Consider the following 23,645-nt stretch of genomic DNA (forward strand, 5'->3'; position numbering starts at 1 on the left):
CCGAAGCGCCGTCCGCGAGGTCCGCCGGAACCAGGAGCGGCCAGATGACCCACGGAACGAACAGCCTCACCACCACCGTCGACGAGGTGCGCCCGGGCGACCTCTTCTGCGCCGTCGTCGCCCACGAGACCGAGCAGTGGCGCGTCGTCGCCGTCCTCGGCATCCGCGTCCTCGCCGAGCGGGTCTCCGGAGGAGACCGCCGCAGCTTCACGCTCCGCTTCGTGCGCCACCAGCTCTCGCCGGACGTGCTCATCGCGAGGGGTGCCGCAGCGACGGCCTCTCCGGACTCCCGCCGCTAGAGCGCCGCCGTCGCCACGGCGGGCCGCGCCAGGCGGGCGAAGAGGCGGTCGAACACGACCCGCCGATCGAACTGCAGGGCGTACTCCCGGGCGGCCGCCGCTCGGCGTGCGCGATCGTCGGCGCTGAGCTCGAGGACGGCGTGGTCGAGGAGCGCGGCGATCGTGTCCGGGCTGTCGACCGGGGTCACGAAGGCGTGCTCGCCGATCGCCTCGCCGATGCCGCCGGTCAGCGTGGTGATGATCGGGCCGCCCCCGGCGAGCATCTTCTCGGCCAGCGCGATGCCGAAGGTCTCGACGAACTCGGGCCGCGGCTTGCTCGGGAGCACGAACGCCGCGCAGCCCGCCATCAGGAAGGGCTTCTCCGCGTCGCCGACGTCGTCGAGGAAGCGGATGCGGTGCGCCAGCGGTGACGCCGCCGCGATCCGGCGCAGCTCCGCCTCCTGCGGACCGCGACCCGCGATGACGAGCTCGTGGCGCTCGTGGACGGCACTGCGCTCGTAGCCGGTGATGAGATCCTCCACGCCCTTCGCCTCGGTCAGGCGCGAGAGGAAGAGGACGTAGCCGTCGGTCCGGAGTCCGCGGGCCCGCACGACCTCCTCGACGACGCCGGGGTCGAGGTCGAGGTAGGCGTCCGCGTCGATCGCCGGGTAGGACACGGCGATGCGCTCCCGGCACTGCGGAGCGAAGCGCGTCCCGTGCGCGGCGTCGACGCGCTCCGCCTCCTCGATGATCAGGTCGCGCGTGTACTCCGACACCGCGACGCAGTGGTCCTGCGAGAGGTAGGAGGAGAGGATGTGGGCGGCGGCGCCCAGCCGGCCCTCCTCCACCGCCCGGCGGACCACGTTCGTGACGTCGGAGCCGACGGCCTCGGCGATCGTGGTCACCTCGACGGGCAGTCCGGTGCTCCAGGCGGCGCGGAGGGCGTCGGCCACGACGAGCGTGTGCGGGCTCAGGTAGAGCGAGAGGCAGACGGTCGGGACGCCGTCGGTGAACAGCTCGATCAGGCGCCCGGTCATCCCGGCCAGCCAGCGGCCGTCCGGGACCTTGTAGTCGCCCACGGGTCCCGGCCGCTCCACGACGATGCCGTCGCTGTAGGGCAGCACGGCGTCGAGCGGCTTGAGCGGGAGGCCCGCGGCCTCGAGCCGGTCGATCGGCCAGGTGACGATCCGGACCTCGTCGAATCCGCGCTCCCGGGCGGTCTCGGCGATATTGCGCGCTTCGACGGAGTGCCCGCAGATCACCGGATCGGCGCGGACGACGATGACGAGTCTGTTCTGCACAGTGTTCGCGTGCGTGCTCTGGTCCATGGGTCTCCTTCAGGGGTCGTCGGTCGGGTGCGGCGGCGGAGGCCGGACGCGCGGGGTCGGTGGTGGCGGGGGTGACGGCGAGCGGGGGTCAGTGCCGGCGCGCCGGCCACGAGGGCGGCCGATGCTCGGGCAGGGTCCCCCAGTCGGAGGGCTCCGGACCGAGGTGCAGGAGCAGCTCGCCGCCGCGATGGAGGGCGGCCGCGGTCAGGACGCTCGTCAGGAGGGGCGCGCCGTCGAACTCGGCCGACTGCACGTACTGGACCGGCCCACCCGGCTCGGGCTCGACGAAGCCGGTGGTCCGGATCTCGAGGTCGGCCCCTCCGATCGCCACCGACGCGCGCGCGAAGCTCGGCGCGTTGACCAGCACCAGGCCCTGCCCGGCGACGGGGAACAGCCCGAGGCTCGCCCACACGTACCAGGAGCTGAGGCCGCCGGAGTCGTCGTTCCCCGGCAGGCCTCCCCGGCCCGCTCCGAACCGCTGGTGCAGCACGCCGTGCACGATCTCGGCGGTCCGGTCGGGCCGTCCCGCGTAGTGGTACGCCCACGGCGAGTCCATGTCGGGCTCGTTGTTGAGCCCCTCGAAGCGTCCGAGCTCGGCTCCCGCGAGCATCTCGCTCCGCTCGGGGCGCAGCCCGGGCTGGACGACCGGCTCGGCTCCGTAGCCGAAGAACTCGTCCAGCTGGGCGACGAAGCCCTCGTCCCCTCCGCTGAGGGCGATGCGCCCGGCCATGTCGTGCAGCAGGCGGAACGAGTAGTTGTGGCGGGTGCCCTCGTAGTACGTCGAGTCCTTGAGCAGGCCGGAGCGGAGGTCGAACGCGTTCACCCACTGCGCGGCGCGCTCCTCGAGCTGCTCGGCGAGCTCGAGATCGCCGACGTGGCGGGCCACGACCGCTGTGCACCAGTAGCCGTGCGCCAGGTCGAGCGTGTGGCTGATCGGGTGAGCCTCCCCCGCGGCGAGGAACTCCTCGCCGTACATCCGCTTGAGGTCCTCGCTCATGTGCACGAGAGCGGCGTCCCAGTCGACCCCGGGCAGCCCCAGCCGGCAGAGGTCGGCGAGGAAGGTGTGCGCGAGGGCACTGCCCTGGCGCGAGAACCGGTCGCTGCCCTTGGCCATCCGGTAGCCGATCGGGAAGTTGCCCTCCTCCTCGCAGATGGTGAGGAGCGCAGCCGCGATCTCGACCGCCCGCTCGGGCAGCAGCATCGTGAGCAGCGGGAGCTGAGTGCGGTAGATGTCCCACATCGTGCTGATGTCGAAGACGAAGGGTCCGTCCGTCGGCCAGAACGGGCTCTCGGAGGGAGCGAGGCACGGCTTGATCAGCGAGTGGTAGAGCGCGGTCGAGAAGACCGTCTCGCGCTCGGCGGACGGGGTGTCGACGGCGATCGTGCGCAGGCGCTTCCGCCACGTCTTGCGGGTGCGATCACGGCGCTGGTCGAACCCGGTGCCCGCAGGAGGGACGTCGCGATGCAGGTTCTCGCGGGCGCGGTCGGTGCCCCGCAGCGAGAAGCCCATCCGGAGCTCGACGGTCTGCCCGGCCGTGCTGGGTCCCGCCCACATCAGCCCGAAGGGGCGCAGCGTGGTGGGACGGATGTGGTCGAAGTCGAGCCGGGTCCCGCCGGGCATCAGCCGGCGGTCGTACCAGAGCATCTGCCGCCACTGCAGGGCGTCGCACTCCAGGTGCACCGCGAGCGGCGCCCCCTCCATCACGACCTCGCCGGCCGCGACTCCGGGCGAGATCGAGTGCAGCTGCGCGCGCAGCGGCACCGTCGCTCCGCTCGGGATCGCCAGACCCCCGAGGGAGAGGTCGACCACCACGCGTGCGCTGCGGTGCTCGGGGAAGGTGTAGCGGTGCACCACGGAGGCGGGCCCGACGGTGAGCTCGGCCCGCACGCCGGAGGAGAGGGTCGCCGCGTAGTAGCCGGGCTCCGCCACCTCGTCCTCGAGGGCCCAGCTGCGCCCGAGCTCGTCGAGCGGCTCGAGCATCGGCGTGACCCGCAGGTAGTTGTAGTACTTGCGGATCGCGCCGGTGCCCGACTGCTGGAAGTGGGTGAATCCGCTCGCCTCGAGGCCGTCGTGGAGCGTCGGCGGGACCCCCTCGAGCGCGAGGTCGTAGCGGCCGTAGCCCGTCGGATAGGCGCCGGAGTAGGAGCACGCGGACACCATGCCGAGGGGGTAGGTGGCTCCGGGGTGCGTGTTGCCGATCTGCGGCTTCGGCGACCACCACGTCGCTGCGACCCCGGTCGGCTCCGGGAGCGCGGTCGCCTCCGTGCCCAGGAACGGGTCCACCCGCTCGATCATCCGCTCGCCGCCATGCCGTGACGCTAGGCACGGCGGGGAGACGAGGGGTGTCGACGGGGTGTCCGGCGGACGACGGAGCGGCGACGGATGAGGGCCGGCGGGCTAGGGGATCAGGTGCTCCGCGCGGTAGCGGTCGAAGAGCGCCGTGAACGAGTCGACCGTCCGGTGGAACGCTGTGAAGCCGGCGAGGCGGGACTTGCCGATGTCGGTGACGACCTCGAGGTTCCGGCCGAGGTCGGCGTCGGTGTGCCACCAGGAGGCGACGCGGGAGAGGTCGGGCTCGATCAGCCCGTGCTCGTCGACGAGGCGCCGCCAGACGGGCTCGGCATCGGCCATCTGCTGCTCGAGCGGCTGCGGCTCCTCCCCCGGGCCGACCGGCTCGACGCCGAAGTGCTCCGCGATCCGGGTCCACATCCAGCGCCAGCGGAAGACGTCGCCGTTGACCACGTTGAAGGCATGGTCGCGGCCCGCCTCCGACGTCGACGCCCAGAGCATCTGCTCGGCGAGGATCGTCGCGTCGGTCATGTCGGTGAGTCCGTTCCACTGCGTGAGCGAGCCGGGGAACACGAACGGGGTGCCCTCGGCACGGTGGATCGACGCCGCGACCGCGAGGGTCAGCCCCATGTTCATCGCGTTGCCGACGGCGTGCCCGATGACCGTGTGCGAGCGGTGCACCGACCAGGTGAACCCGGCGCGCCCGGCCGCGGCGAAGAGCTCGTCCTCCTGCGCGTAGTAGAAGTTCGGGGCGTCGAGGCGCTCCTCCTCCTCGTGGAACGGGGTGTCGGGCATCGCGCCCTGCCCGTACGCCTCGAACGGGCCCAGGTAGTGCTTGAGGCCGGTCACCAGCGCGACGTGCTCGACGGGAGCGTGCGCGAGCGCGGCGAGGAGGTCGCGGACCATGCCGCCGTTGACCGCGATGTTCTCCTCCTCCGTCGCCTGGCGCGACCAGGCGGTGAAGAAGACGTGCGTGGGGCGCTGGTCGGCGAGCACGCGGGCCAGGTCCTCGGCGGAGCGAAGGTCGGCGGCGAGCGGAGTGACGCCGGGGCGCGCGTCGATCGGGCGGCGCGAGAGGGCGGTCACCGGCCAGCCCTGCTCGGTGAGCAGGTCGACGAGGGCGGAGCCGCCGATGCCGGTCGCACCGACGACGAGGGCGCTGCGGGGGTCGGACGGGGGGACGGGAGTGGTGGAGGACATCCCCTGGGCCAACAGCCCCGGGGGCGAGGCATTCCCCGATCCGGGCGTCACGGAGGGACACCGGAGGTCACGGAGGGACACCGGGCGTCACGGAGGGACACCGGGCGTCACGGGCGGACCGCGGACCGGGCTCCTCCCCTACCGTCGAGCACGAGCCGCCCGGGGTGGGCGCAGCGGAACAGGAGCCGACGATGACCGCGACCGACGTGCGGGCCGTGCCCGAGGTGGACTACGAGGAACTGGCGGGGCGGTTCCGGCCGCTGTTCGCCGAGATCGCGGCGGGGGCGGCGGCGCGGGAGAGCGCGCGCGAGCTGCCGGTCGCGCAGATCCGAGCGCTGGCGGACGCCGGGTTCGGCGCGGTGCGCGTGCCACTGGAGTCCGGCGGGGCCGGCGCGAGCCTCCCCCAGCTGTTCCGCCTGCTGACGGAGCTGGCCGCCGCCGACTCCAACCTCCCCCAGGCGCTCCGCGGCCACTTCGCCCTGGTCGAGGACCGGCTGCTCGCGACCGACGGGACCCGCGAGCGCTGGCTCCGGCGCTTCGCCGACGGCGAGCTCGGCGGCAACGCCTGGACCGAGGTCGGCACGGTCGCGATCGGCGACGTGCAGACGAAGGTCGCTCCGGTCGAGGGCGACCCGACGCGGTTCACGGTGACCGGCACGAAGTACTACTCCACCGGCAGCGTCTTCGCCGACTGGATCGACACCTTCGCCCAGCGCACCGACACCGGGCAGAAGGTGATCGCGATCGTCGACGCTCGCCAGGCGGGCGTCGAGCACGCCGACGACTGGGACGGCTTCGGCCAGCGCACCACCGGCTCGGGGACGAGCACCTTCACGGAGGCGGTGGTCGCGGCCGAGGACGTGATCGACTTCGAGACCCGGTTCCGCTACCAGACCGCGTTCTACCAGGCGGTGCTGCTGGCCGTGCTGGCGGGCTCGATCGCGGGGGCCGAGCGCGAGATCGCAGCCGAGGTGCGGGCGCGGACGCGGATCTTCTCGCACGGGAACGCCGAGTCGTTCGCGGCGGATCCGCAGATCCTGCAGGTGGTGGGGCAGGTCTCGGCCGCCGCCTATGCGGGAGCGGCGATCGTGGAGCGCGCGGCGGTCGCGCTGCAGCGGGCGCACGACGCGGCCCTCGACGGCGACCCGCTCGAGGACGAGCGGCAGAACGACCTCGCCGAGCTCGAGACGGCGCAGGCCCAGATCGTCCTGACGCAACTGGCCACCCGGGCGACCTCCGACCTCTTCGACGCGCTGGGCGCCTCCGGGGTGAGCACCCGCAAGAACCTCGACCGGCACTGGCGCAACGCGCGCACGGCAGCGAGCCACAATCCGTGGGTGTTCAAGGCGCGGATCGTCGGCGACCACGCGGTCAACGGCACCGTGCCGCCGCGGGTCTGGGCGATCGGCGCGGGGCCGAAGCGGTAGTCGCCTCTGCGCCGGCCGGGGGCGGTGGACAGCCGGCGAGGGCGGAGGAGAGGATCGAGGGGGCGGCGATGCGGCCGCCGCGGACGAGGGGGCTCGCGATGATCCGGACGACGACCGCGAGGGGCGCCGGTGCGCTGCTCGCCTGCGCGGCGGGGCTGCTCGCGCTGAGCGGCTGCACGGGAAGCGCCGACGGGGGGACGGCCCCGACGACAGCTCCACCGCTGATCTCGAGCGCTCCGACGCCGAGCAGTGCCGTGCCGACCGCGAGCGCCGGCAGCGCGACTCCGCTGCCCACCGCGACCCCGGCCACCGCCCTGCTCCCCTGCGAGGACCTGCTCACGGCCGAGGAGGAGGCGTCGCTCGCCGAGGACGGCCTCGCCCTCTCGCCCGAGGCGACGGTCTACGACGTCGACTACCCCGTCGTGCAGGAGATCGCCGAGGACGGGGTGCTCTGCCGGTGGAGCGGCCAGGGCGACGTGTCGGTCGTGGTCGGGCAGCTGGCGGTCCCGGACGCGGAGTGGCCTGACCGGAGCGCCGCGCTCCTCGCCGACGGGTTCACCGCCGACGACACCGCGGCTCCGGGCTTCCTCGACGGGCCCGACGGACCGGACGAGAGCTACCCCGGCCGCGGCGTCCTCCACCGCGACGGCGTCCTCTACTACGTGAGCTACTCCGGGATCGTCGGCTCGATCGTGCCGCTCTCCGGCTGAGGCGGCGGATCGAGAGCCCAGGGCGGGCGCCCAAGGTCGGCGCTGCTCCCCGTCGTCAGCTGCTCGCCGTGGTGGTCGAACGACAGCGGGACTCCCGCCTCGGCGCACTCACGGCCGATCAGGTCCATGGCGTTCCAGAAGTACTCGCTCGCTCGTCGATCCCCGGAGATCGCGGAGAGCAGATTGCTCGTGGCGAGACGAGCAGCGTCGGACGCGATCGAGTTCGAGGAGCTCTCGTCGAAGCCCTCGAGGGCTTCGCGAAACGGTGGACGCAGAACGGGATCGAGTTCCGGCGCGTAGTCGTTCCACGTGCGCTCGAGCGGGACACAGGGAGCGGCCTCCTGATCGCCTCCCGGCTCGGTGCAGCCCACGAGGAGCAGCACGGATACGAGTACCGCCGATGAGGCGGTCGTGCGGTCCACCATCGTTCATCGCTCGATGTGCATCGTCCCCGTCGTGACCCAGACCGCGCAGGCCTTCTTGCGATATTCCGGGGCACTGGTCTCGACGATGTGATCGCAGGTCGCGACGCCGGTGTACCACTTCACGCACCCCCCTAGAAACTCGTCCTCGCAGTTCTTGTTCGGCTGAATCGGAGCGGCCGTGGCCACCTGCGCCCCGAGAACCGACGTCAGCGCCAGCGCGACGACAGCGAGACCGGACCCGAACCACAGAGAACTCTTCATGACGTCTCCTCATTCGCCGGCAGATCCATCGGGTCCTGGGACCGTATCCATCGCGGAGAGGGTGTCGGACGGTCGGCGCGAACTCGACACATGGAGGCGCGGGCCGGGCCCTCGAGAAGGGGTAGCGTCGACAGGTGCGATTCCCGTGGCGTTCCCGAGACAGCGAGCGACTGCCGCGGGACGTGCTCGTGCTGGGGGTCGTCGCCTTCTTCGTGATGCTGGGGTTCGGCGTCGTCGTGCCGGTGCTGCCGACCTACGTGCGCAGCTTCGGCGTCGACTACACGGCGGTCGGCGCGGTCGTCTCGGCGTTCGCGCTGATGCGGCTGGTCGCGAATCCGTTCGTGGGGCCGCTCGTCGACCGGTTCGGCGAGCGGGTCGTGCTCGCCGTCGGCATCGGCATCGTCGCGCTCTCCTCGGCGCTGGTCGGCTTCGCCTCCGACTACCCGCACCTCCTCCTGCTGCGCGGAGTCGGCGGCATCGGCTCCGCGATGTTCTCCGTCGCGGCGATGACGCTCCTCCTGCGCACCGCGAGCCCGGAGCGGCGCGGCCGCTCGATCGGCTTCTACCAGGGCGGTTTCCTGCTCGGCGGCATGGCGGGCCCCGCGGTGGGCGGCGTGCTCACGGCGATCTCGCTCACCGCCCCCTTCTTCTTCTACGCCGGCACGCTCGCGATCGCGGGGCTCGTCGGGCTGATCCTGCTGCAGCGGCCGGAGCGCGACGCGCCACCGTCCGCCGCGGCGAGGACGAAGCCCCTGCGCGAGGTCGCCCGCGACCGCCGGTACCAGAGCGCGGTGCTGGCGAACTTCGCCCTCGGCTGGTCGGCGATGGGAGTCCGCGCGACGCTCGTCCCCGTGCTCGTCGTCGAGGGGCTCGGCGGGCAGCCCGCCTGGACCGGCATCGCGTTCGCGATCGCCGCGGTGGTGCAGACGATCGCGCTCGCGCCCGCCGGCCGCTTCGTCGACACGGTCGGCCGGCGCCCGGCGCTGATCGGCGGATTCTCCGTCGCGGCGGTGGCGATGCTGGCGATGCCGTTCGTCTCGGAGCTGTGGCTGCTCGTCGTGCTGCTCTGCGTCTACGGAGCGGCGGCCGCCTTCATGGGCACGGCCCCGGGTGCGCTGGTCGGTGACGCCGCGGGCGAGCGCGGCGGCAAGCCGGTCTCGGTGTTCCAGGCCGCGTCCGACCTGGGCGGCGTGATCGGGCCGCTGCTCGCAGGCGCTCTCGCCGACGCCGCATCGCCGACCGCGGCCTTCGCCTCCGCCTTCGTGCTGCTGGCGGCGAGCGCGCTGCTCGGCCTGCGGATCCCGCGCTCGCGGATCGCCTAGCTGTTCCGCCCGCGGGCGTCGACGGGCCAGACGGCGCCGCCGCCGTCGCGGAGGAGGACGCGGTACTCGTCGGCCAGGTTCACCGCGACGCAGACGTGGTTCGGCGCGATCCGCACCCGCGTCCCCACGGGCAGGTCGACACCGGTGATCGTCGCATGGTGCTCCGAGAGCACCGGGATGCGCGCCTCCGGGTGCTCCGGGAGGCGGCCGAAGCCGCTCGAGGCCGCGCCACGATCGGAGGAGAGCACCTTGCTGCCCGCGTCGGCGATCAGGTGGTCGCCGCGGCGGGACACGATCGTGGCGAGGACGGTGACGGCGATGTCCTCGGGCGTCATCGTGCCGATCTCCCACTGCTGGGCGTCGCCGAGGGCCGAGACCCCGGGGCGCAGCTCCGTGAGCACCGAGGAGTCGGCGAACGCGGCCGACGGGGTCGAGCCTCCGCTGACCACGCGGGCCTCGACTCCGGACGCCGCGAGCGACGCGACCGCCTCGGCGAGCGCGCGCGCCTCGTCGCGGGCGGCCGCCGCTCCGTTGCCGGCCGCGTAGCTGTGGCCGGGGAAGGTGAAGACGCCGGCGACGTCGAGCCCGGCCGAGACGGCGGCCGCGGCGATCGCGCCGGCTTCGGCGGGGAGCACGCCGCTGCGGTGGTGGCCGGAGTCGATCTCGACGACGACCTCAAGCCCCTCGCGCTCGGGCAGGGCCGCGGCCAGGCGCTCGGCCGACTCCGCCGAGTCGACGCCGACCCGCACACGGGCGCTCACGAGGACGTGGCGGAGCCGCCCGGCGCGCTCGGCGTCGAGCCAGAGCGGGTAGGCGATGAAGAGGTCGCGGATCCCTCCCGCGGCGAAGACCTCGGCCTCCGAGACGGTCGCGACGGTGAGGCCGACGGCCCCCGCGGCGAGCTGGCGGCGGGCGATCTCGAGCGACTTGTGCGTCTTCGCGTGGGGGCGGAGCGCCAGGCCCCGCTCGCGGGCAGCCGCGGCGACGGCGGCGATGTCGCGGTCGAGCACCGCCTCGTCGAGCACCAGCGCCGGAGTGGCGAGAGCATCGAGCGCGGCGGAGCGGGCGGAGGAGTCGGCGGCGGCGGTATCGACGGTCACGCGCCGAGCCTAGGCCGCACCACCGGCCCGCGTCCCGCCGTGAGGGCGGCCTCGGGCCGGTCCGCCGCCCGGTCATCGCGCCCCGCGGAAGGCCCCGCGGAGGGATCCCGTCGAGCGCGACACCTCGTCGACCTCGGAGGCGGCCGCGCCGCTCCGACACCGTCTTCCGGATCGCCCACCTCTCCGCCGGAACGCTCGCGTCGACGCTTCAGGGCTTCGGCGTGGTCGGGCAGAGCCCTCCCGTCCACTGACCGTTCATCCGCCGCGGGATGCGGGAGGACCCCGGCGCTGCCAGGCTGAGCGGATGACTCCGCAGTCCTCCCGCCTCCGGCCCTTCGGCCCGTCCGGCGCCACCGTCACCCGGCTGACCCTCGGCACCTCCTGGCGCCCCGAGCGCGTCGCCGACCTCGACCGGGTGCCGGCCCTCGAGCGCGTCCTCGACTCCGACGCCGCCACCCGCGCCGTCTCCGTCGTCGACACGTCCAACGAGTACGCCGGCGGCCACAGCGAGCGCCTGATCGGCGAGGCCCTGCAGGCCCGCGGCGGCGTCCCCGAGGGGATCACCGTGGTCACCAAGCTCGACCGCGACCCGAGCACCGGCAGCTACTCGGCCGAGCGGATGCGCCGCAGCCTCGACGAGAGCCGCGAGCGCCTCGGGATGGACGTCCTCCCCCTGCTCTACCTGCACGACCCGGAGCGCATCTCGTACGACGAGGCCTTCGCCGAGGACGGCCCGGTCCGCGCGCTCGTCGCGATGAAGGAGGCGGGCGTCGCCCTCTCGATCGGGATCTCGGGCGGACCTGCGCCGATGCTGCGCCACTACGTCGACACCGGCCTGTTCGACGCCGTGATCACCCACAACCGCTTCACGCTCGTCGACCGCTCCTCCGAGGAGCTGATCGACGCGTCCGTCGACCGCGGCGTGATCGTGGTCAACGCGGCGGTCTACGGCGGAGGCGCCCTCGCACGCTGGCCGGAGCCGGTCGCCTCCTACGCCTACCGGCCGGCGCCGCGCGAGATCGTCGACGCCGTCGCGGCGATGGGAGCCGCCTGCGACCGGGCGGGCGTGCCGCTCGCCGCCGCCGCGCTGCAGTTCTCGACGCGCGACCCCCGCGTGACGACGACGGTCGTCGGCGCCACCTCCGCCGAGCACTACGACTCCTTCGTGGCCGACGACGCGCTCGAGATCCCCGACGCGCTGTTCGAGGAGCTGGAGTCGCTCGCTCCGCCGAGCACCGTCTGGCAGGACGCGCCCGGGGCGACCTGGCCGCGCTGATCCGGGCATAGCCGGGCTCTCCTCCCGGTTGAAGCACGTGACCCCCTCCGCGAGATGCCGCCGGCGTGCGCCCTCACCGGCGTATCGCCTACCGAAGCGGCGTTCCGCGGAGAAGCACGACAGGAGAGACATGACCGACACCGCCTTGTTCCAGCCGCTGACGCTCCGCTCGAGGACCGCGCGCAACCGCCTCTGGGCGGCACCGATGTGCCAGTACTCGGTGGAGGCGCAGGACGGCGTGCCCACCTCGTGGCACCTCGTGCACCTCGGCGGGCTCGCGCGCGGCGGATCGGGCGTCGTCATCGCGGAGGCCACCGCCGTCGTCCCCGAGGGGCGGATCAGCCCCTGGGACACGGGGCTGTGGAACGACGAGCAGCGCGACGCCTGGGCTCCGATCGTCGACTTCATGCACGGGCAGGGCGCGCTCGCCGGCGTGCAGCTCGCCCACGCGGGCCGGAAGGCGTCGACCTACCGCGAGTGGAGCGGACGCGGATCCGTGCCGCTGGAGGACGGCGGCTGGCCGACCGTCGCTCCCTCGGCCGTCGCGTTCGAGGGCTACGCGGAGCCGCGCGAGCTGGCCGCGGAGGATCTGCCCGGCCTCGTCGAGGCGTTCCGCGCCTCCGCCCGCCGCGCCGCGGACGCCGGCTTCGACGTGATCGAGCTGCACGCCGCGCACGGGTACCTGCTCCATCAGTTCCTGTCGCCGCTCTCGAACACCCGCGAGGACTCCTACGGCGGCTCGCTCGAGAACCGGGCGCGCCTGCTGCTCGAGGTCGTCCGCGCGGTCCGCGCCGAGATCGGGGAGCTCGTGCTGCTCGTCCGCTTCTCCGCGACCGACTGGGCCGAGGGCGGCTGGACACTGGGGGAGACGATCACCGTCTCGGAGTGGGCGCGCGCCGAGGGCGTGGACCTCTTCGACGTGTCGACCGGCGGACTCGTGCACGCCAGCATCCCGGTGGCGCCGCTCTACCAGGTGCCGTTCGCGCGCGACCTGCGGAAGGCGACCGGTGCGCTGGTCGGCGCCGTGGGACTCATCACCACGGCGGAGCAGGCGGAGGGCGTGGTCGCGAACGGCGACGCCGACGTCGTGCTGCTCGCCCGCGAGCTGCTGCGCGACCCGAACGCTCCGGTGCGGATGGCGCACGAGCTCGGCGCGGACCTGCCGGTGCCCCCGCAGTACACCCGGGCCTGGCGCTGAGCCTTCAACCGCGAGATGCCACCTGTGCGCACGCCTCGCGGCGTGTCGTGTGCACAAGTGGCATCTCGCGGAGGAGAGCGGTCGGGCTCCCCGGAGGAGAGCGTCAGCTCTCGGAGGGCTCCTCGGGAGCGTCCTCCTCGGGGTTGAAGTGCGAGTCTCCGGAGACCCCCACCGCCAGCCCGTCCTCGGAGTGCGGGATGGTCTCGTCGTCGCCGAGACCGTTCGCCTTCTTCTCGCCCTCGGACGAGGTGGCTGCGTCGGTCACGGCTCAGGCCTCGACGTCGCCGCGCCAGGCACCGTCGGGGGTGCCCTGCTTCTCGATGTACTCCTTGAAGTTGTTCAGGTCCTTCTTCACAGCGTGGCTGCCGGCGCCGACGAGCGAGCCGAGCGTCTCGAGGAAGCCCTTCGGCTCCCAGTCGAGCTGCACGGTGACGCGGGTCTCGGTGTCGGAGAGCTTGTGGAAGGTGACGACGCCCGCGTGGTCGGTCTCGCCGCCGGTGCTGTTCCACGCGACGCGCTCGTCGGGGTGCTGCTCGGTGATGTTCGCCTCGAACTCGCGCTCGACGGGGCCGACCTTCACCTTCCAGACGGTGAGGGTGTCGGTGACCTGCTGGATCGACTCGACCTCGTCGAGGAAGCGCGGGAACTCCTCGAACTGGGTCCACTGGTTGTAGGCGACGGACACGGGGACGTTGACGTCGACGGTCTCGATGATCTGCGGCACGGTGGTGCTCCTTGCTGTCTCACTCGGTGTGCGGCGTTCCGCTGCTGCGGTCGTCACGCTCGACGTTAGGCGGGAGCCGCCTGGGAGCGCACCGGGTTGCGGACTGCCCCGAACGTGGTAAGCGGAGGCGGTGCTGCGGTGCGCGCGCCGGGACGGCTCCGGCGGGCGCCCGAGACGCCGCCGTGCGCGCCGGGACGTCCGCGGGAGGGCGGCGTCCGGACGGCACGGCGGCGTCTCGGGAGCGGCAGCGCCGCTCAGCCGGCCGGCTCCTCTATCGGTCGATCGCCCTCGGCATCGAACCTGACCGCGGAGAACAGCAGGTCGCTGGCGAAGAACGGGTTGTGATGACGGCGGAGGGGGCTGCCGCCTCGCCGCATCAGCGTCGTATTGAGCTTGTATGCGGCCTCGACGAACGGCTCGAAGTCGAGCGCCTCCCAGAACTGCTCCCACGACTCGAACTCCCAGGCGCTGACCTCCGCGCTCTTGTAGCTGGTCGAGTACTCGATGCCGAAAGCGGGCGGGAGCTCACTGACTCCCTGCTGACCCAGCCGCTCCGCGAACGTCGGTGCATCGACATTGACAGCGATGACGATCTCCCCGGTCTCCAGGTCCTCCTGAACGAAGACCGTCTCCAGCACTCCGCAGCTCAGAGTGAGGAGGCGGCGCCGCTTCTTCGTCCGCCTCGTGGACGGCAGAGCGGACACCGTCCACAGGATCTGCTGTGTTCCGAACGGATCGGGGACCGTTTCGCCGATGTACCTGCCCAGGGCGGCGGAGAGGTCGAGGTAGTCCTCGCGGCGGACCAGCTCCCAGAACCGGCCCGGCATCGTCACCTCGCCCTCCTCGCCCACACGCGGACGGTCGGCCCTGTTCCAGGGCAGAAGGACGCTCCGCCCCTCCTCCAGGGTGACACCGAGGTCGTCGACGCCTCCCGGCCAGCCGGTGAGCGCGAGGTTGCGCAGGCTGTGCTCGGCCTCCTGCCTCCGGATCTCGGCCACTTCCGCGCGGTCGAGGTCGTCACGTCGACACGGAGCGAAGCGGAAGGCGACGACGTCGCCGTGGTGGCGTCTGTGCGTCGCGTACCGGCTCACGATGTTCGTGGTCTGACCGACGTACCGCTGGCCGTTCTCGAACTCCAGGACGTAGATCCCGCAGAGAGTGGTGCGGTCGAGGAACAGCGATGCCGCCGATCCTGCGGCGCTCATGTCGTAGCGGGTGAAGGAGAGCACGGGGACGAGGGGTTCGAGCACCCTCGAACCCTACGACCCGGGCGATCGAGGGACGCCGGCCCGTCGAAGCGACTCGCCGCACCCGGACACCGCCCTCAGCACCGAGACACCGCGTCGTGGCCGGTGCCTCGGCGCTGGAGCGGTGTCTCGGAGCAGGCCGCGGTCAGCGGTCCTGCGGGTCGCCGCCGAGCTGGCCGATGGCGGGGAGGGGGCCGCCGTCGTCGGCGCCGGTGCGGCGCCAGCGGGCGATGGCGTTGCCCAGGTGGTAGATCACGAGGGCGGCACCGGCGCCGAGGACGATGCCGCCGAGTTCGAAGCCGCCGGAGGAGAACGAGAAGCCGGCGATCGCGATCACGAGGGAGACCGCGGCGGTGTACTGGTTGACCGGGCGCGAGAAGTCGACGCGGTTGTCGATCCAGATCTTGATGCCGATCACGCCGATCAGGCCGTAGAGCGCGGTGGTCGCGCCGCCCAGCACTCCGGCCGGGATCGAGTTGAAGACGGCGCCGACCTTGGGCGAGAGGCTGAGCAGGATCGCGGTGACGCCGGCGACCCAGTAGGCGGCCGTCGAGTACACGCGGGTGGCCGCCATCACTCCGATGTTCTCGCCGTAGGTCGTGGTGCCGGAGCCGCCGAAGGCGCCGGAGAGGGTGGTCGCCACACCGTCCGCGATCAGGGCCCGGCCGGTGCTGGCGTTGGCGGAGGCGTCGGTCATCGTCGCGACGCCGCGGACGTGTCCGACGTTCTCGGCGATGAGGACGAGCACGACCGGCAGGAACATCGCGATGCCCGACCACGTGGATCCGGAGGCGAAGTCGGGGAAGGTGAACGGCGGCAGGCCGAACCAGTCGGCCGCGCCGACCGCGGAGTAGTCGATCTCGTTCCGGAGCAGGGCGACGACGTAGCCGATGACCACGCCGAGGAAGATCGAGACGCGGCCGAGGAAGCCGCGGAGGAACACGCTCGACAGGATGATCGCGGCGAGCGTGATCGTCCCGGTGATCGGCGCCTGCTTGAAGCTGAGGTACGCGGTCGGAGCCAGGTTGAACCCGATCAGGGCGACGATCGCGCCGGCGACGACCGGGGGCATCAGCCTGTCGATCCAGCCGAGGCCGACGACCTGCACGAGGACGCCGACGGCGGCCAGGAGGAGGCCCACGGCGACGACTCCGGCGAGCGCCGACCCCGTCCCTCCGACGGCGGTCGCGGCCGTGACGGGCGCGATGAACGCGAAGCTCGAGCCGAGGTAGCTGGGGAGCCGGTTGCGCGTGATCAGGAGGAACAGCAGCGTCCCGACTCCGGAGAAGAGCAGGGTCGTGGCGACCGGGAACCCGGTGAGCACGGGCACGAGGAACGTCGCTCCGAACATGGCGACGACGTGCTGGATGCCGATGGCGATCGTCGCCGGCCAGGCGAGCCGCTCGCCGGGGGCGACGACGGCGCCGGGCTCGACGGTGCGGCCGTCTCCGTGCAGGGTCCAGATGGGCATGGGGCTCCTCGGCGGGGAAGGGAGGCGGGGGTCGACGTTCACAGTAGCGAGGGGTCTGGCCGTGCCGCGGCACCCGACCTACGATCGGGCCATGGACGGAGCGCGGCGTCTCGGTGAGGAGGAGTTCTCCGCGCACCTCGCCGAGCGGGTCGCGCGGATCCGCGGGTCGTTCGGCGACCTCCCGCTCTGGGCGGTCTCGGGCTGGAACGGTCCGCGGCTGCTGGCGGAGTGGACGCTGACGGGCGGCCCGCGGGGGCTCTCGTTCCTCGCCGACGACGCGGTCCCGGGCGGGACGGGGCCCTCCGTCGAGATCCGCACGACCCTCGGCGATCCGCGGCACGACGTCGCGCTGCTCTGCTGCCGGGAGGAGGCGCCCGTCTCGTTCGTGCAGCCGGAGGCGCTGCCCGCTCCCACGCGGATCGCGGAGATCCCCGTCGACGGGGCTCCGGAGCCCTTCGAGGTGTGGGAGGGAGCCGGCGCGGTGCGCGCGGCCGCGTGGGTGCGCGGGCACGTCCTCACGCTGGAGTGCCGCGGAGTCGATCTGGACGCTCTCGCGCTGGACGAGGTGGACGACATCGAGCCGTTCGTGGCCGGCTGGCTGGAGTTCGTCGGCGCCTCGCGGCGTTGAGCGCCGACCCGCGCTCCCGCGCTGCTGGAAGAGCGCGGAGTCCCGCTCGGCGCGCCGGTGAAAGATGTGCGCCGATCCCGGACAGGAGGGAGCATGAGGCACATGCCAGCTCCCCTCGCGGGTCCCGACCGGTTCGCCGCGGTCGCCGCCGCGGTCGCCGATCCCGTCCGCCGCTACCTCTGGCGGCGCACCGACTCCGCCACCGCCGACGACGTGCTCGCCGCGACGCTCTCGGTGCTCTGGCGCCGCAGCGCCGACGTCCCCGAGGACGACCCGGTGCCGTGGGCGATCGGCGTCGCCCGGCTCCAGCTGCAGAACGCCCGGCGGATGCAGCGCCGGCAGGTCATGCTCGCCCAGCGGATCGCGGTCGTCGATCCGCCCCAGGTGCAGATCGACGAGGGCGAGGCGTCGGGCGCGGAGGAGACCGTGCGCCTCGTGCTCGCCCGGATGCGCGAGCAGGACGCCGAGCTGCTGCGCCTCTGGGCGTGGGAGGAGCTCGACGTCCGCGGGATCGCCGCGGTCCTCGGAGTCACGGCGAACGCCGTCTCGATCCGCCTTCATCGCGCGCGGCGCCGCTTCGCCGAGCTCTACGACTCCACCGACCCGCACGCGCCCGAAGGGGGACTCCGATGACCGGAACCGACGACGAGGACGTCCGCCGCCTCCTCCGCACGGTCGACCCCGCGCGGAGCCTCCCCGCGCTCGACCGCGACGAGCTCGCCGAGCAGATCGCCGCCGCCACGGGCGAGGGCACGCGGACGGTGCACTCCCGCCGCCGCTCCCCCTGGCTGATCGTGGGAGTCGGCGCGCTGAGCGCCGGGGCCGCCGCCTCCCTCCTGCTGCCCTTCGCGCTCGGCGTGGGCGGGGGCAGCACCTCGACGCTGATCCTGCCGAGCACGGGCGGGCCGATGGCCGCGTGCTCGCCGGTGACGGCCGCCGCGCTGGCCCCCGCTCAGCTCGCGTTCCGGGCCGAGGTCCGCTCGATCGACGGGAGCACCGTCACCCTGCACGTGCTCGAGCGCTACGCGGGCGAGGTCGGCGACGGCGTCACGGTCACCCAGGGCAGGGAGACGGCGGTGGACGGGGCCCCCATCGTCTTCGAGACCGGGGTCGACTACCTGGTCGCGGCCGACGGCGACACGATCCTGACCTGCGGCCTCAGCGGTGAGAGCTCCCCCGAGCTCGCGGCGCTGTACCAGGAGGCGTTCTCGCGGCAGTAGGCGGAGGCGGGTAGCGGCCCGCGCGGGCGGTGGCAAGGGCCTCCCCGATCGGGGGGAGCGGCGCGCAGGCTGAGGCATGGGCCTCCCGGCCCTCCCCCTCCGGTCGCCCGGCGGCGCCCGCGGGCCCTCGGCGACGCCGCCCCGCCCGCCCCGCAGGAGGCCCGCATGCCGGTGTTCCGGCTCCTCGAACCGCTCCACGCCGCCGGTGTCGCGCTCGCCGACCTCGCGAGCGATCGGCTCCGCCTCCACGGCGACGGCTCCGACGTCCGCATCACCGCGGTGACCGTCGCGCACACCGAAGCGGGCCCCGGCGCCCTCTTCGCCGCGCTCCCTGGGAGGAGGAGCCACGGGGCCCGGTTCGCGGCCGACGCGGCGGCGGCAGGAGCGGTCGCCGTGCTCACCGACGCGGGCGGGCTCGACGAGGCGCGCGCCTCCGGACTGCCCGTCCTCCTCAGCGACGACCCCCGCACCGCCCTCGGCCCGGTCGCCGCGCAGGTGTACGGCACGAGGAGCGGACCGGTGCTCCTCGGCGTGACCGGCACCAACGGCAAGACCAGCACCGTGCACCTCCTCGACGCGGTGCTCCGGCAGCTGGGCGTCGTCTCGGGGCTGAGCTCCACCGCCGAGCGCCGCAGCGCCGACCACGTCGTCGCCAGCCGCCTCACCACGCCCGAGGCCTCCGAGCTGCACGCGCTCCTCGCCCGGATGGCAGAGGACGGCGTCGAGGCGGCGGCGATCGAGGTCAGCGCCCAGGCGCTCGTGCGCTCGCGGATGGAGGGGATCGTGCTCGACGTCGCCGGGTTCACCAACCTCAGCCACGACCACCTCGACGACTTCGGCGACCTGGACGAGTACCTCCGCGCCAAGCAGCGCCTGTTCACGCCCGAGCGGAGCCGGCGCGGCGTCGTGGTCGTCGACACCGAGGCGGGCGCCGGGTCGCCCGCGAGGCCTCCGTCCCGGTCGTGACGCTCTCCGCCGGGGACGGAGCCGACTGGCGGATCGACGTGCTCGAGACCGCGGTCGACCGCACCCGCTTCCGGCTCACCGCCCGCGACGGCTGGTCGACGACCACCTCCGTCCCGCTCCTCGGCCGCCACATGGCCTCGAACGCGGCCCTCGCGCTGGTGATGCTGATCGAGGCGGGCCACGCGCGCGACCGGGTGGCCGCGGCGGTCGGCTCCGGGATCGACGTCACCGTGCCCGGGCGGACGCTGCTCGTGTCCGGCGCCGACGGGCCGCGGGTCTTCCTCGACTTCTCGCACACGCCCGACTCGGTCGCGCGCACCGTCGACGCCCTCCGCGAGGTGACGCCCGGCCGCGTGCTCGTCCTCCTCGGCGCCGACGGCGACCGCGACCCGAGCAAGCGCGCGCCGATGGGCCGGGCCGCCGCCGAGCGCGCCGACCTGGTGATCGTCACCGACCACCACCCGCGCTTCGAGGACCCCGCGCGGATCCGTCGCGCCCTGGTCGACGGCGCCCGCCGCGTCGAGCGCTGCGAGGTGCTCGAGATAGCGGAGCCGGCCGACGCCGTCCGCGCCGCGCTGCACCGGGCCGGCCCGTCCGACTCCGTCCTCTGGGTCGGCCCCGGCGACACCGACTACCGCGTGGTCGGCGCCGACGACCTCCCCTACTCCCCCCGCGCCGACACGGCCCGCGCGCTGGCCGAGGCCGGCTGGAGCGTCGACCTGCTTGACTGACCGGGTGTTCTCGACCCTCCCGGTGCGCCGCGTGCAGGCCCGACCCGAGCACCCCGCCGACCTCTCGCGCTGGCCCGCGACGCTCGCGCCCGTGCGGCAGGTGCTGGCCGAGGGCTGGGATCTCGGCCAGGTGACGGTGATCACCGGCGAGAACGGCTCGGGCAAGTCGACGCTGCTCGAGGCGGTCGCCTTCGCCTACGGGCTGAACGCGGAGGGCGGATCCACGGGTGCGATGCACTCCTCCCGCGCCTCGGAGTCGGACCTGGCCGAGCACCTCCAGCTGATCCGCGGGGCCGGGGCGTCCAAGCGCGGCTTCTTCCTCCGCGCCGAGACGATGCACGGCTTCTTCAGCTACCTGGAGGAGGTGGGGATCGACGGCGGGTACCACGAGCGGAGCCACGGAGAGTCGTTCCTCGACATCGTGGCGAACCGCTCCCGGATCAGCGGGCTGTGGCTCCTCGACGAGCCGGAGTCGGCCCTCTCGGTGTCGGGCTGCCTCGCCCTGATCGGGCAGCTGCGCGATCTGGTCGCCGGCGGCTCACAGGTCGTTCTGTCCACGCACTCGCCGATCCTCGCGGCCCTCCCCGGAGCCGACCTCTACGAGCTCGACGAGACGGGCCTGCGCCCCTGCCGCTACGACGACCTCGACCTGGTGCGGACCTGGCGCGGCTTCCTCGACCAGCCGGCCCGCTTCCTGCGGCGACTGGAGTAGGCCGGCGGCCGCTCGGCCGCGCCGGAACGGGCCGTTCGTGTTCACCACGAAGGGAAGTACGTCGGCAGGCAGTCCCGTTCTCGCGGATCCCGAGCCGCCAGGGCGAAAGTCTCCGCCCGCACGAGCACTGTCAGGCCGCGGAGGCCGCCGCCGGCCGGGCGACCCGGGGCGCCCAGCCCACCGCGATCGCGGCGCCGGCGAGCGCGAGCTGTCCGAGCGGCGGCAGGATCGCCGAGACCAGGGAGCCGTCGCCGCCGGAGGTGACGAAGGTGTCGGCGACCGACATCCCGAAGCCGAACCCGGCGAAGAAGCGGAAGACGACGGCGCCGGCGACCAGGGCCAGCATGAGCACCGCGATCCGCCGCGGAGTGAGCGGCGACCTCCGGCCGACGAGGGCGCCGACCGTCACGACGATCGCGGCGGCCGTCCAGAACGCGGCCCACCCGGTGACCCAGATCGCGTGGGAGCCGAACTCGAAGCCGTCGCGCTCGGACATGGTCGCGTAGATCTCCGCCAGGGCCACGCCGGGGACCTTCGCCTGCGGATTCCAGACCAGCAGATCCACGGCACCCACCACCGTGACGCCCGCCACGAGCGCGAGGCCCGCGAGGGCGACGGGGAGGCGCTGAGCGCGGGTCGCCGTCCGCGGTGCGAGGGCGATGGTCCTCGAGCCGCCGAGGACGATCGCCCCGCAGACGAGTCCGGCGAGGGAGACGGGCAGGCCGACGAGGGCGAGGGGTCCGGGGAGGAGGAGGCCGGCCGCGGTGAGCACCGGGCCGACGACGGCGGCGACCAGGGAGATCCGCGCGAGCACCGTGCGGGCCGACGCCGCAGCGCCGAGGAGGTGGACCGCGCCGAGGACCGCGACCGCGACGGCGGCGACGAGCACCGCGGTCTGCACGGCGCCGACGGCCGCAAGGGCGGTGTCGGAGGCGGCACCCGGCTCGGGGACGATCCCGCCGCCGGTCAGCGCGATGCCGCTCAGCATCAGCGCCGCCGCGGCGAAGAGCGCGAGTCCTCGGCGGGCGAGGCGGCGCGGGAGCGTGCCCCGCGCCTCGCCGGTGTGCGCGGGCAGGTCGCGGTCGACGCTCACCAGCAGGGCGAGCGCTCCGAGGACGACGCCGCGCCGGGGCAGTCCCAGCTCGGCGGCCCCGGCCAGGTCCGCCCGCCACTCCTCGAGGTAGCGCTCGCGGGCGAGCGGGGGCAGCAACAGCGACAGGAGCCGCAGGAGCGCGCTCACGCGGTCGCCTCCGCCGCTCGCGGCGCCGTCCGCGCGGTCGACCTCATCCGCTCGACGGCGGCCCGGGCTGCCGGGGCGCCCTCCGCGGTCAGCTCGTAGAGCCGGCGACGCGGGCCGCTCCGCTCGCTCGCGGCCTCCCACTCCGAGACCACCCAGCCCGCTCCCTCGAGCCGCTCCAGGATCGGGTAGACGCTGCCCGCCGGTCGCCCGGTGGCCTTGATCACGACCATGCCCCAGGTCGGGCCGTCGGCGTCGAGGAGGGTCCGGAGGACGTCCGCGGTGGCGGACGTGAGGCGAGGGAGTGGCTGCACGGGATTGAGGCTACCTATGTAGAGATAGCCGGGTCAACACAGGCGGGACGGCATCTCTAAGCAATACCGCTCTCTGGATTCTCAGCTGCCTGTCAGCCTCTGACATACTCCGCAGATGACCGAGTTCAACCCCGCCGTATTCCCCGGCTCCGCCCCCTCCGCTCCGAAGAAGACCGGCAACGGGCTGGGCCTCGCCTCCCTCATAATCGGAATCCTCGCGCTCATCGGCGCCCTTATCCCGATCGTCAACTACGCCTCGGGCTTCCTCGCCTTCATCGGACTCGTCCTCGGCATCATCGGCCTCTTCCTCAAGGGCCGCTCTCGCGGCACGGCCATCGCCGGCACCGTCCTCAACGTGATCGCGCTTGTCCTCTCGATCATTCTCGCCATCGTCTACACGGCCGGATTCGCGAGCGGCGTCTCGAACGCGATCGCCACCGCGCAGGCCGAGAGCTCCGAGGCCGCTGCCGTGCCGCGGACGCTCGTCTATGAGGTCACCGGCTCGGCTACCGCGGCCTCCATCACTTGGTCGACCTACGACGGAGGAACCTCCGGCTCCGAGCAGGCCACCGGTCAGGCGCTCCCCTTCACGAAGGAGCTGCAAGTCCAGACCGGAGGCGACTTCACCTTCCAGAGCTTCACGCTGACCGCCTCGAACGGCAGCGATGACGAAGGCGAGATCAGCTGCCGAATCACCCTCGACGGCGAGGTCATCGCCGAGCAGACCAGCACCGGGGCCTTCGCGTCGGCGCTCTGCTCGGCGACCCCGGAGTAGCCGCCGTGCGTAAAGCCCTTTTCCCTGCAGCTCTCAGTGCGGCAATGCTCCTCCTGACTGCCTGCACGGCTTCCGCGCCCGCAGCAGCTCCGGCCGAGTCGACGACCCCTGCACCTGCGGCGCCCGCGACACCTGCGTTCGTCGAGCTCGACACCGCACAAGCGGCGTCCCGTTATCTCGACCTCGTCTGCCCCAACAACATCGCGATCAAGAATCTGAGCGACGCCTTCTCATCCGGCGAGGACGAGCTTCTGAACGGTGGCGACCCGGACCCTTCCGGCGTGCACGCCGCTGCGTCTGCTCGGCTCGATCTGACAAGACGGACACTCACGCTCCTGGACGACTCGTACTACCACTGGCCGAGCGATGTCTCCGAGCAGATCGCGACGATCCGCGGCTCCTACATCGCCGAGATGTCCACTCTCAACACGATGGCCAACTCGGCCGATTTCAGTGACGCCTATTACTCGACGTTCCCTGAGGCCACGACTGAACAGCAGAGCGCCGGACAAGAGGTCCGCTACGCGCTGGGCATCGATCCGGACACGGTCGCCAGCTGTGTCGGGCACGAGAACGGGATCGACGCTCTGACGTCCGAGAAGGAGCAGCGGGATGCCGGAGCGTAGCGCCTGATCGAGAGGCAGCGATCGGTGGGCGCGTGTTCCCGGAGACGGTCGAAAAGGGGACCGAGGGCTCCGACGCCGACCAGGCGACGTGTTCGCAAGCGGGAGCCCTCGCGCTGACCGTCCGCCGCCGGCCCTCGCGCCGCTAGCCGGACCCCGCACGCAGAACGTCGGCCGAGAGC

At 73.1% G+C, this 23,645-nt stretch carries 26 protein-coding genes; 14 read left to right on the forward strand and 12 right to left on the reverse strand.

Annotation, left to right across the window (positions count from 1 at the left end; genetic code table 11):
* The first annotated feature begins 44 nt into the window (after nt 1–44).
* Nucleotides 45–299, forward strand: a complete 255-nt coding sequence (locus C5C54_RS02440; protein ID WP_104246999.1) for a hypothetical protein — start codon at nt 45–47, stop codon at nt 297–299.
* Here C5C54_RS02440 and C5C54_RS02445 read toward each other — a convergent pair.
* The 3 genes from C5C54_RS02445 to C5C54_RS02455 all read right to left on the reverse strand — a co-directional run bounded on the left by C5C54_RS02445 (nt 296) and on the right by C5C54_RS02455 (nt 5,096).
* On the reverse strand, nt 296–1,606 hold the full coding sequence (locus C5C54_RS02445; RefSeq protein WP_104287712.1) for a glycosyltransferase: 1,311 nt from the start codon (nt 1,604–1,606) through the stop codon (nt 296–298). The genes C5C54_RS02440 and C5C54_RS02445 overlap by 4 nt on opposite strands.
* 88 nt (nt 1,607–1,694) lie before the next feature.
* Nucleotides 1,695–3,890 (reverse strand): glycoside hydrolase domain-containing protein, encoded by a 2,196-nt coding sequence (locus C5C54_RS02450; RefSeq protein WP_258063184.1) that lies wholly within the window; start codon nt 3,888–3,890, stop codon nt 1,695–1,697.
* Between the two features lie 114 nt (nt 3,891–4,004).
* Nucleotides 4,005–5,096: an SDR family oxidoreductase gene (locus C5C54_RS02455; protein ID WP_104257125.1), complete on the reverse strand. Its 1,092-nt coding sequence runs from the start codon at nt 5,094–5,096 to the stop codon at nt 4,005–4,007.
* Between the two features lie 191 nt (nt 5,097–5,287).
* Between C5C54_RS02455 and C5C54_RS02460 the strand changes: the two genes are divergently transcribed.
* Together C5C54_RS02460 and C5C54_RS02465 are read left to right on the forward strand one after the other, a co-directional pair.
* Nucleotides 5,288–6,523: an acyl-CoA dehydrogenase family protein gene (locus tag C5C54_RS02460; protein ID WP_104233459.1), complete on the forward strand. Its 1,236-nt coding sequence runs from the start codon at nt 5,288–5,290 to the stop codon at nt 6,521–6,523.
* Between the two features lie 98 nt (nt 6,524–6,621).
* Complete coding sequence (locus C5C54_RS02465) at nt 6,622–7,233, forward strand: hypothetical protein (protein ID WP_104287713.1); 612 nt, start codon at nt 6,622–6,624, stop codon at nt 7,231–7,233.
* Here C5C54_RS02465 and C5C54_RS02470 read toward each other — a convergent pair.
* Nucleotides 7,191–7,658 (reverse strand): hypothetical protein, encoded by a 468-nt coding sequence (locus tag C5C54_RS02470; RefSeq protein WP_104287714.1) that lies wholly within the window; start codon nt 7,656–7,658, stop codon nt 7,191–7,193. The two genes, C5C54_RS02465 and C5C54_RS02470, sit on opposite strands and share 43 nt — an antisense overlap.
* Nucleotides 7,659–7,661: 3 nt before the next feature.
* A complete protein-coding gene (locus C5C54_RS02475) occupies nt 7,662–7,919 on the reverse strand; it encodes a hypothetical protein (protein ID WP_104287715.1) in 258 nt (85 codons plus the stop codon).
* Between the two features lie 134 nt (nt 7,920–8,053).
* Here C5C54_RS02475 and C5C54_RS02480 point away from each other — a divergent pair, with 134 nt between their 5' ends.
* On the forward strand, nt 8,054–9,241 hold the full coding sequence (locus C5C54_RS02480) for an MFS transporter (RefSeq protein WP_258063185.1): 1,188 nt from the start codon (nt 8,054–8,056) through the stop codon (nt 9,239–9,241).
* Here the strand turns inward: C5C54_RS02480 and C5C54_RS02485 are convergent.
* A complete protein-coding gene (locus C5C54_RS02485) occupies nt 9,238–10,341 on the reverse strand; it encodes an alanine racemase (RefSeq protein WP_104287716.1) in 1,104 nt (367 codons plus the stop codon). The two genes, C5C54_RS02480 and C5C54_RS02485, sit on opposite strands and share 4 nt — an antisense overlap.
* 304 nt (nt 10,342–10,645) lie before the next feature.
* Here C5C54_RS02485 and C5C54_RS02490 point away from each other — a divergent pair, with 304 nt between their 5' ends.
* Both C5C54_RS02490 and C5C54_RS02495 read left to right on the forward strand, forming a co-directional pair.
* Nucleotides 10,646–11,617: an aldo/keto reductase gene (locus C5C54_RS02490; RefSeq protein WP_104249740.1), complete on the forward strand. Its 972-nt coding sequence runs from the start codon at nt 10,646–10,648 to the stop codon at nt 11,615–11,617.
* A gap of 130 nt (nt 11,618–11,747) precedes the next feature.
* Nucleotides 11,748–12,815 (forward strand): NADH:flavin oxidoreductase/NADH oxidase, encoded by a 1,068-nt coding sequence (locus C5C54_RS02495; protein WP_104287717.1) that lies wholly within the window; start codon nt 11,748–11,750, stop codon nt 12,813–12,815.
* A gap of 103 nt (nt 12,816–12,918) precedes the next feature.
* On the opposite strand, the gene C5C54_RS17825 is transcribed toward C5C54_RS02495, so the two are convergent.
* From C5C54_RS17825 to C5C54_RS02510, 4 genes are all read right to left on the reverse strand, one after another.
* Nucleotides 12,919–13,080 carry a hypothetical protein gene (locus C5C54_RS17825; RefSeq protein ID WP_167299017.1) on the reverse strand — a complete coding sequence of 54 codons (162 nt, stop codon included), beginning with the start codon at nt 13,078–13,080 and terminating at the stop codon, nt 12,919–12,921.
* A 3-nt stretch (nt 13,081–13,083) separates the two neighbouring features.
* A complete protein-coding gene (locus C5C54_RS02500; RefSeq protein ID WP_104224157.1) occupies nt 13,084–13,539 on the reverse strand; it encodes an SRPBCC family protein in 456 nt (151 codons plus the stop codon).
* Between the two features lie 254 nt (nt 13,540–13,793).
* On the reverse strand, nt 13,794–14,789 hold the full coding sequence (locus C5C54_RS02505) for a GIY-YIG nuclease family protein (RefSeq protein ID WP_104287718.1): 996 nt from the start codon (nt 14,787–14,789) through the stop codon (nt 13,794–13,796).
* A gap of 142 nt (nt 14,790–14,931) precedes the next feature.
* Nucleotides 14,932–16,257, reverse strand: coding sequence for a uracil-xanthine permease family protein (locus tag C5C54_RS02510; RefSeq protein ID WP_104225956.1), 1,326 nt, complete (start codon nt 16,255–16,257; stop codon nt 14,932–14,934).
* Nucleotides 16,258–16,348: 91 nt separating this feature from the next.
* Between C5C54_RS02510 and C5C54_RS02515 the strand changes: the two genes are divergently transcribed.
* The 6 genes from C5C54_RS02515 to C5C54_RS02535 all read left to right on the forward strand — a co-directional run bounded on the left by C5C54_RS02515 (nt 16,349) and on the right by C5C54_RS02535 (nt 20,514).
* Nucleotides 16,349–16,885, forward strand: coding sequence for a hypothetical protein (locus C5C54_RS02515; RefSeq protein WP_104287719.1), 537 nt, complete (start codon nt 16,349–16,351; stop codon nt 16,883–16,885).
* A 102-nt stretch (nt 16,886–16,987) separates the two neighbouring features.
* Nucleotides 16,988–17,518: an RNA polymerase sigma factor gene (locus C5C54_RS02520; RefSeq protein ID WP_160033683.1), complete on the forward strand. Its 531-nt coding sequence runs from the start codon at nt 16,988–16,990 to the stop codon at nt 17,516–17,518.
* Nucleotides 17,515–18,105, forward strand: coding sequence for a hypothetical protein (locus tag C5C54_RS02525; protein WP_104237812.1), 591 nt, complete (start codon nt 17,515–17,517; stop codon nt 18,103–18,105). Before C5C54_RS02520 ends, C5C54_RS02525 begins: the two co-directional genes overlap by 4 nt.
* Before the next feature lie 165 nt (nt 18,106–18,270).
* Nucleotides 18,271–19,071: a Mur ligase family protein gene (locus tag C5C54_RS18190; protein WP_258063186.1), complete on the forward strand. Its 801-nt coding sequence runs from the start codon at nt 18,271–18,273 to the stop codon at nt 19,069–19,071.
* Nucleotides 19,068–19,802 carry a glutamate ligase domain-containing protein gene (locus C5C54_RS18195; RefSeq protein WP_258063187.1) on the forward strand — a complete coding sequence of 245 codons (735 nt, stop codon included), beginning with the start codon at nt 19,068–19,070 and terminating at the stop codon, nt 19,800–19,802. Before C5C54_RS18190 ends, C5C54_RS18195 begins: the two co-directional genes overlap by 4 nt.
* A 4-nt stretch (nt 19,803–19,806) precedes the next feature.
* Nucleotides 19,807–20,514 carry an AAA family ATPase gene (locus C5C54_RS02535; RefSeq protein ID WP_258063188.1) on the forward strand — a complete coding sequence of 236 codons (708 nt, stop codon included), beginning with the start codon at nt 19,807–19,809 and terminating at the stop codon, nt 20,512–20,514.
* A gap of 130 nt (nt 20,515–20,644) precedes the next feature.
* On the opposite strand, the gene C5C54_RS02540 is transcribed toward C5C54_RS02535, so the two are convergent.
* Together C5C54_RS02540 and C5C54_RS02545 are read right to left on the reverse strand one after the other, a co-directional pair.
* On the reverse strand, nt 20,645–21,754 hold the full coding sequence (locus C5C54_RS02540) for a hypothetical protein (RefSeq protein ID WP_104225091.1): 1,110 nt from the start codon (nt 21,752–21,754) through the stop codon (nt 20,645–20,647).
* A complete protein-coding gene (locus C5C54_RS02545; protein ID WP_104249735.1) occupies nt 21,751–22,065 on the reverse strand; it encodes a PadR family transcriptional regulator in 315 nt (104 codons plus the stop codon). Before C5C54_RS02545 ends, C5C54_RS02540 begins: the two co-directional genes overlap by 4 nt.
* Before the next feature lie 115 nt (nt 22,066–22,180).
* Between C5C54_RS02545 and C5C54_RS02550 the strand changes: the two genes are divergently transcribed.
* Together C5C54_RS02550 and C5C54_RS02555 are read left to right on the forward strand one after the other, a co-directional pair.
* A complete protein-coding gene (locus C5C54_RS02550; RefSeq protein WP_104261034.1) occupies nt 22,181–22,840 on the forward strand; it encodes an MmpS family transport accessory protein in 660 nt (219 codons plus the stop codon).
* A 44-nt stretch (nt 22,841–22,884) separates the two neighbouring features.
* The gene (locus C5C54_RS02555; protein ID WP_104257117.1) at nt 22,885–23,466 is read left to right on the forward strand and encodes a hypothetical protein; all 582 of its coding nucleotides are present in this window, start codon (nt 22,885–22,887) and stop codon (nt 23,464–23,466) included.
* Nucleotides 23,467–23,645 lie beyond the last annotated feature (179 nt).

It is taken from the genome of Rathayibacter sp. AY1F2 (genome assembly GCF_002930885.1).
Taxonomy (GTDB): Bacteria; Actinomycetota; Actinomycetes; order Actinomycetales; family Microbacteriaceae; genus Rathayibacter.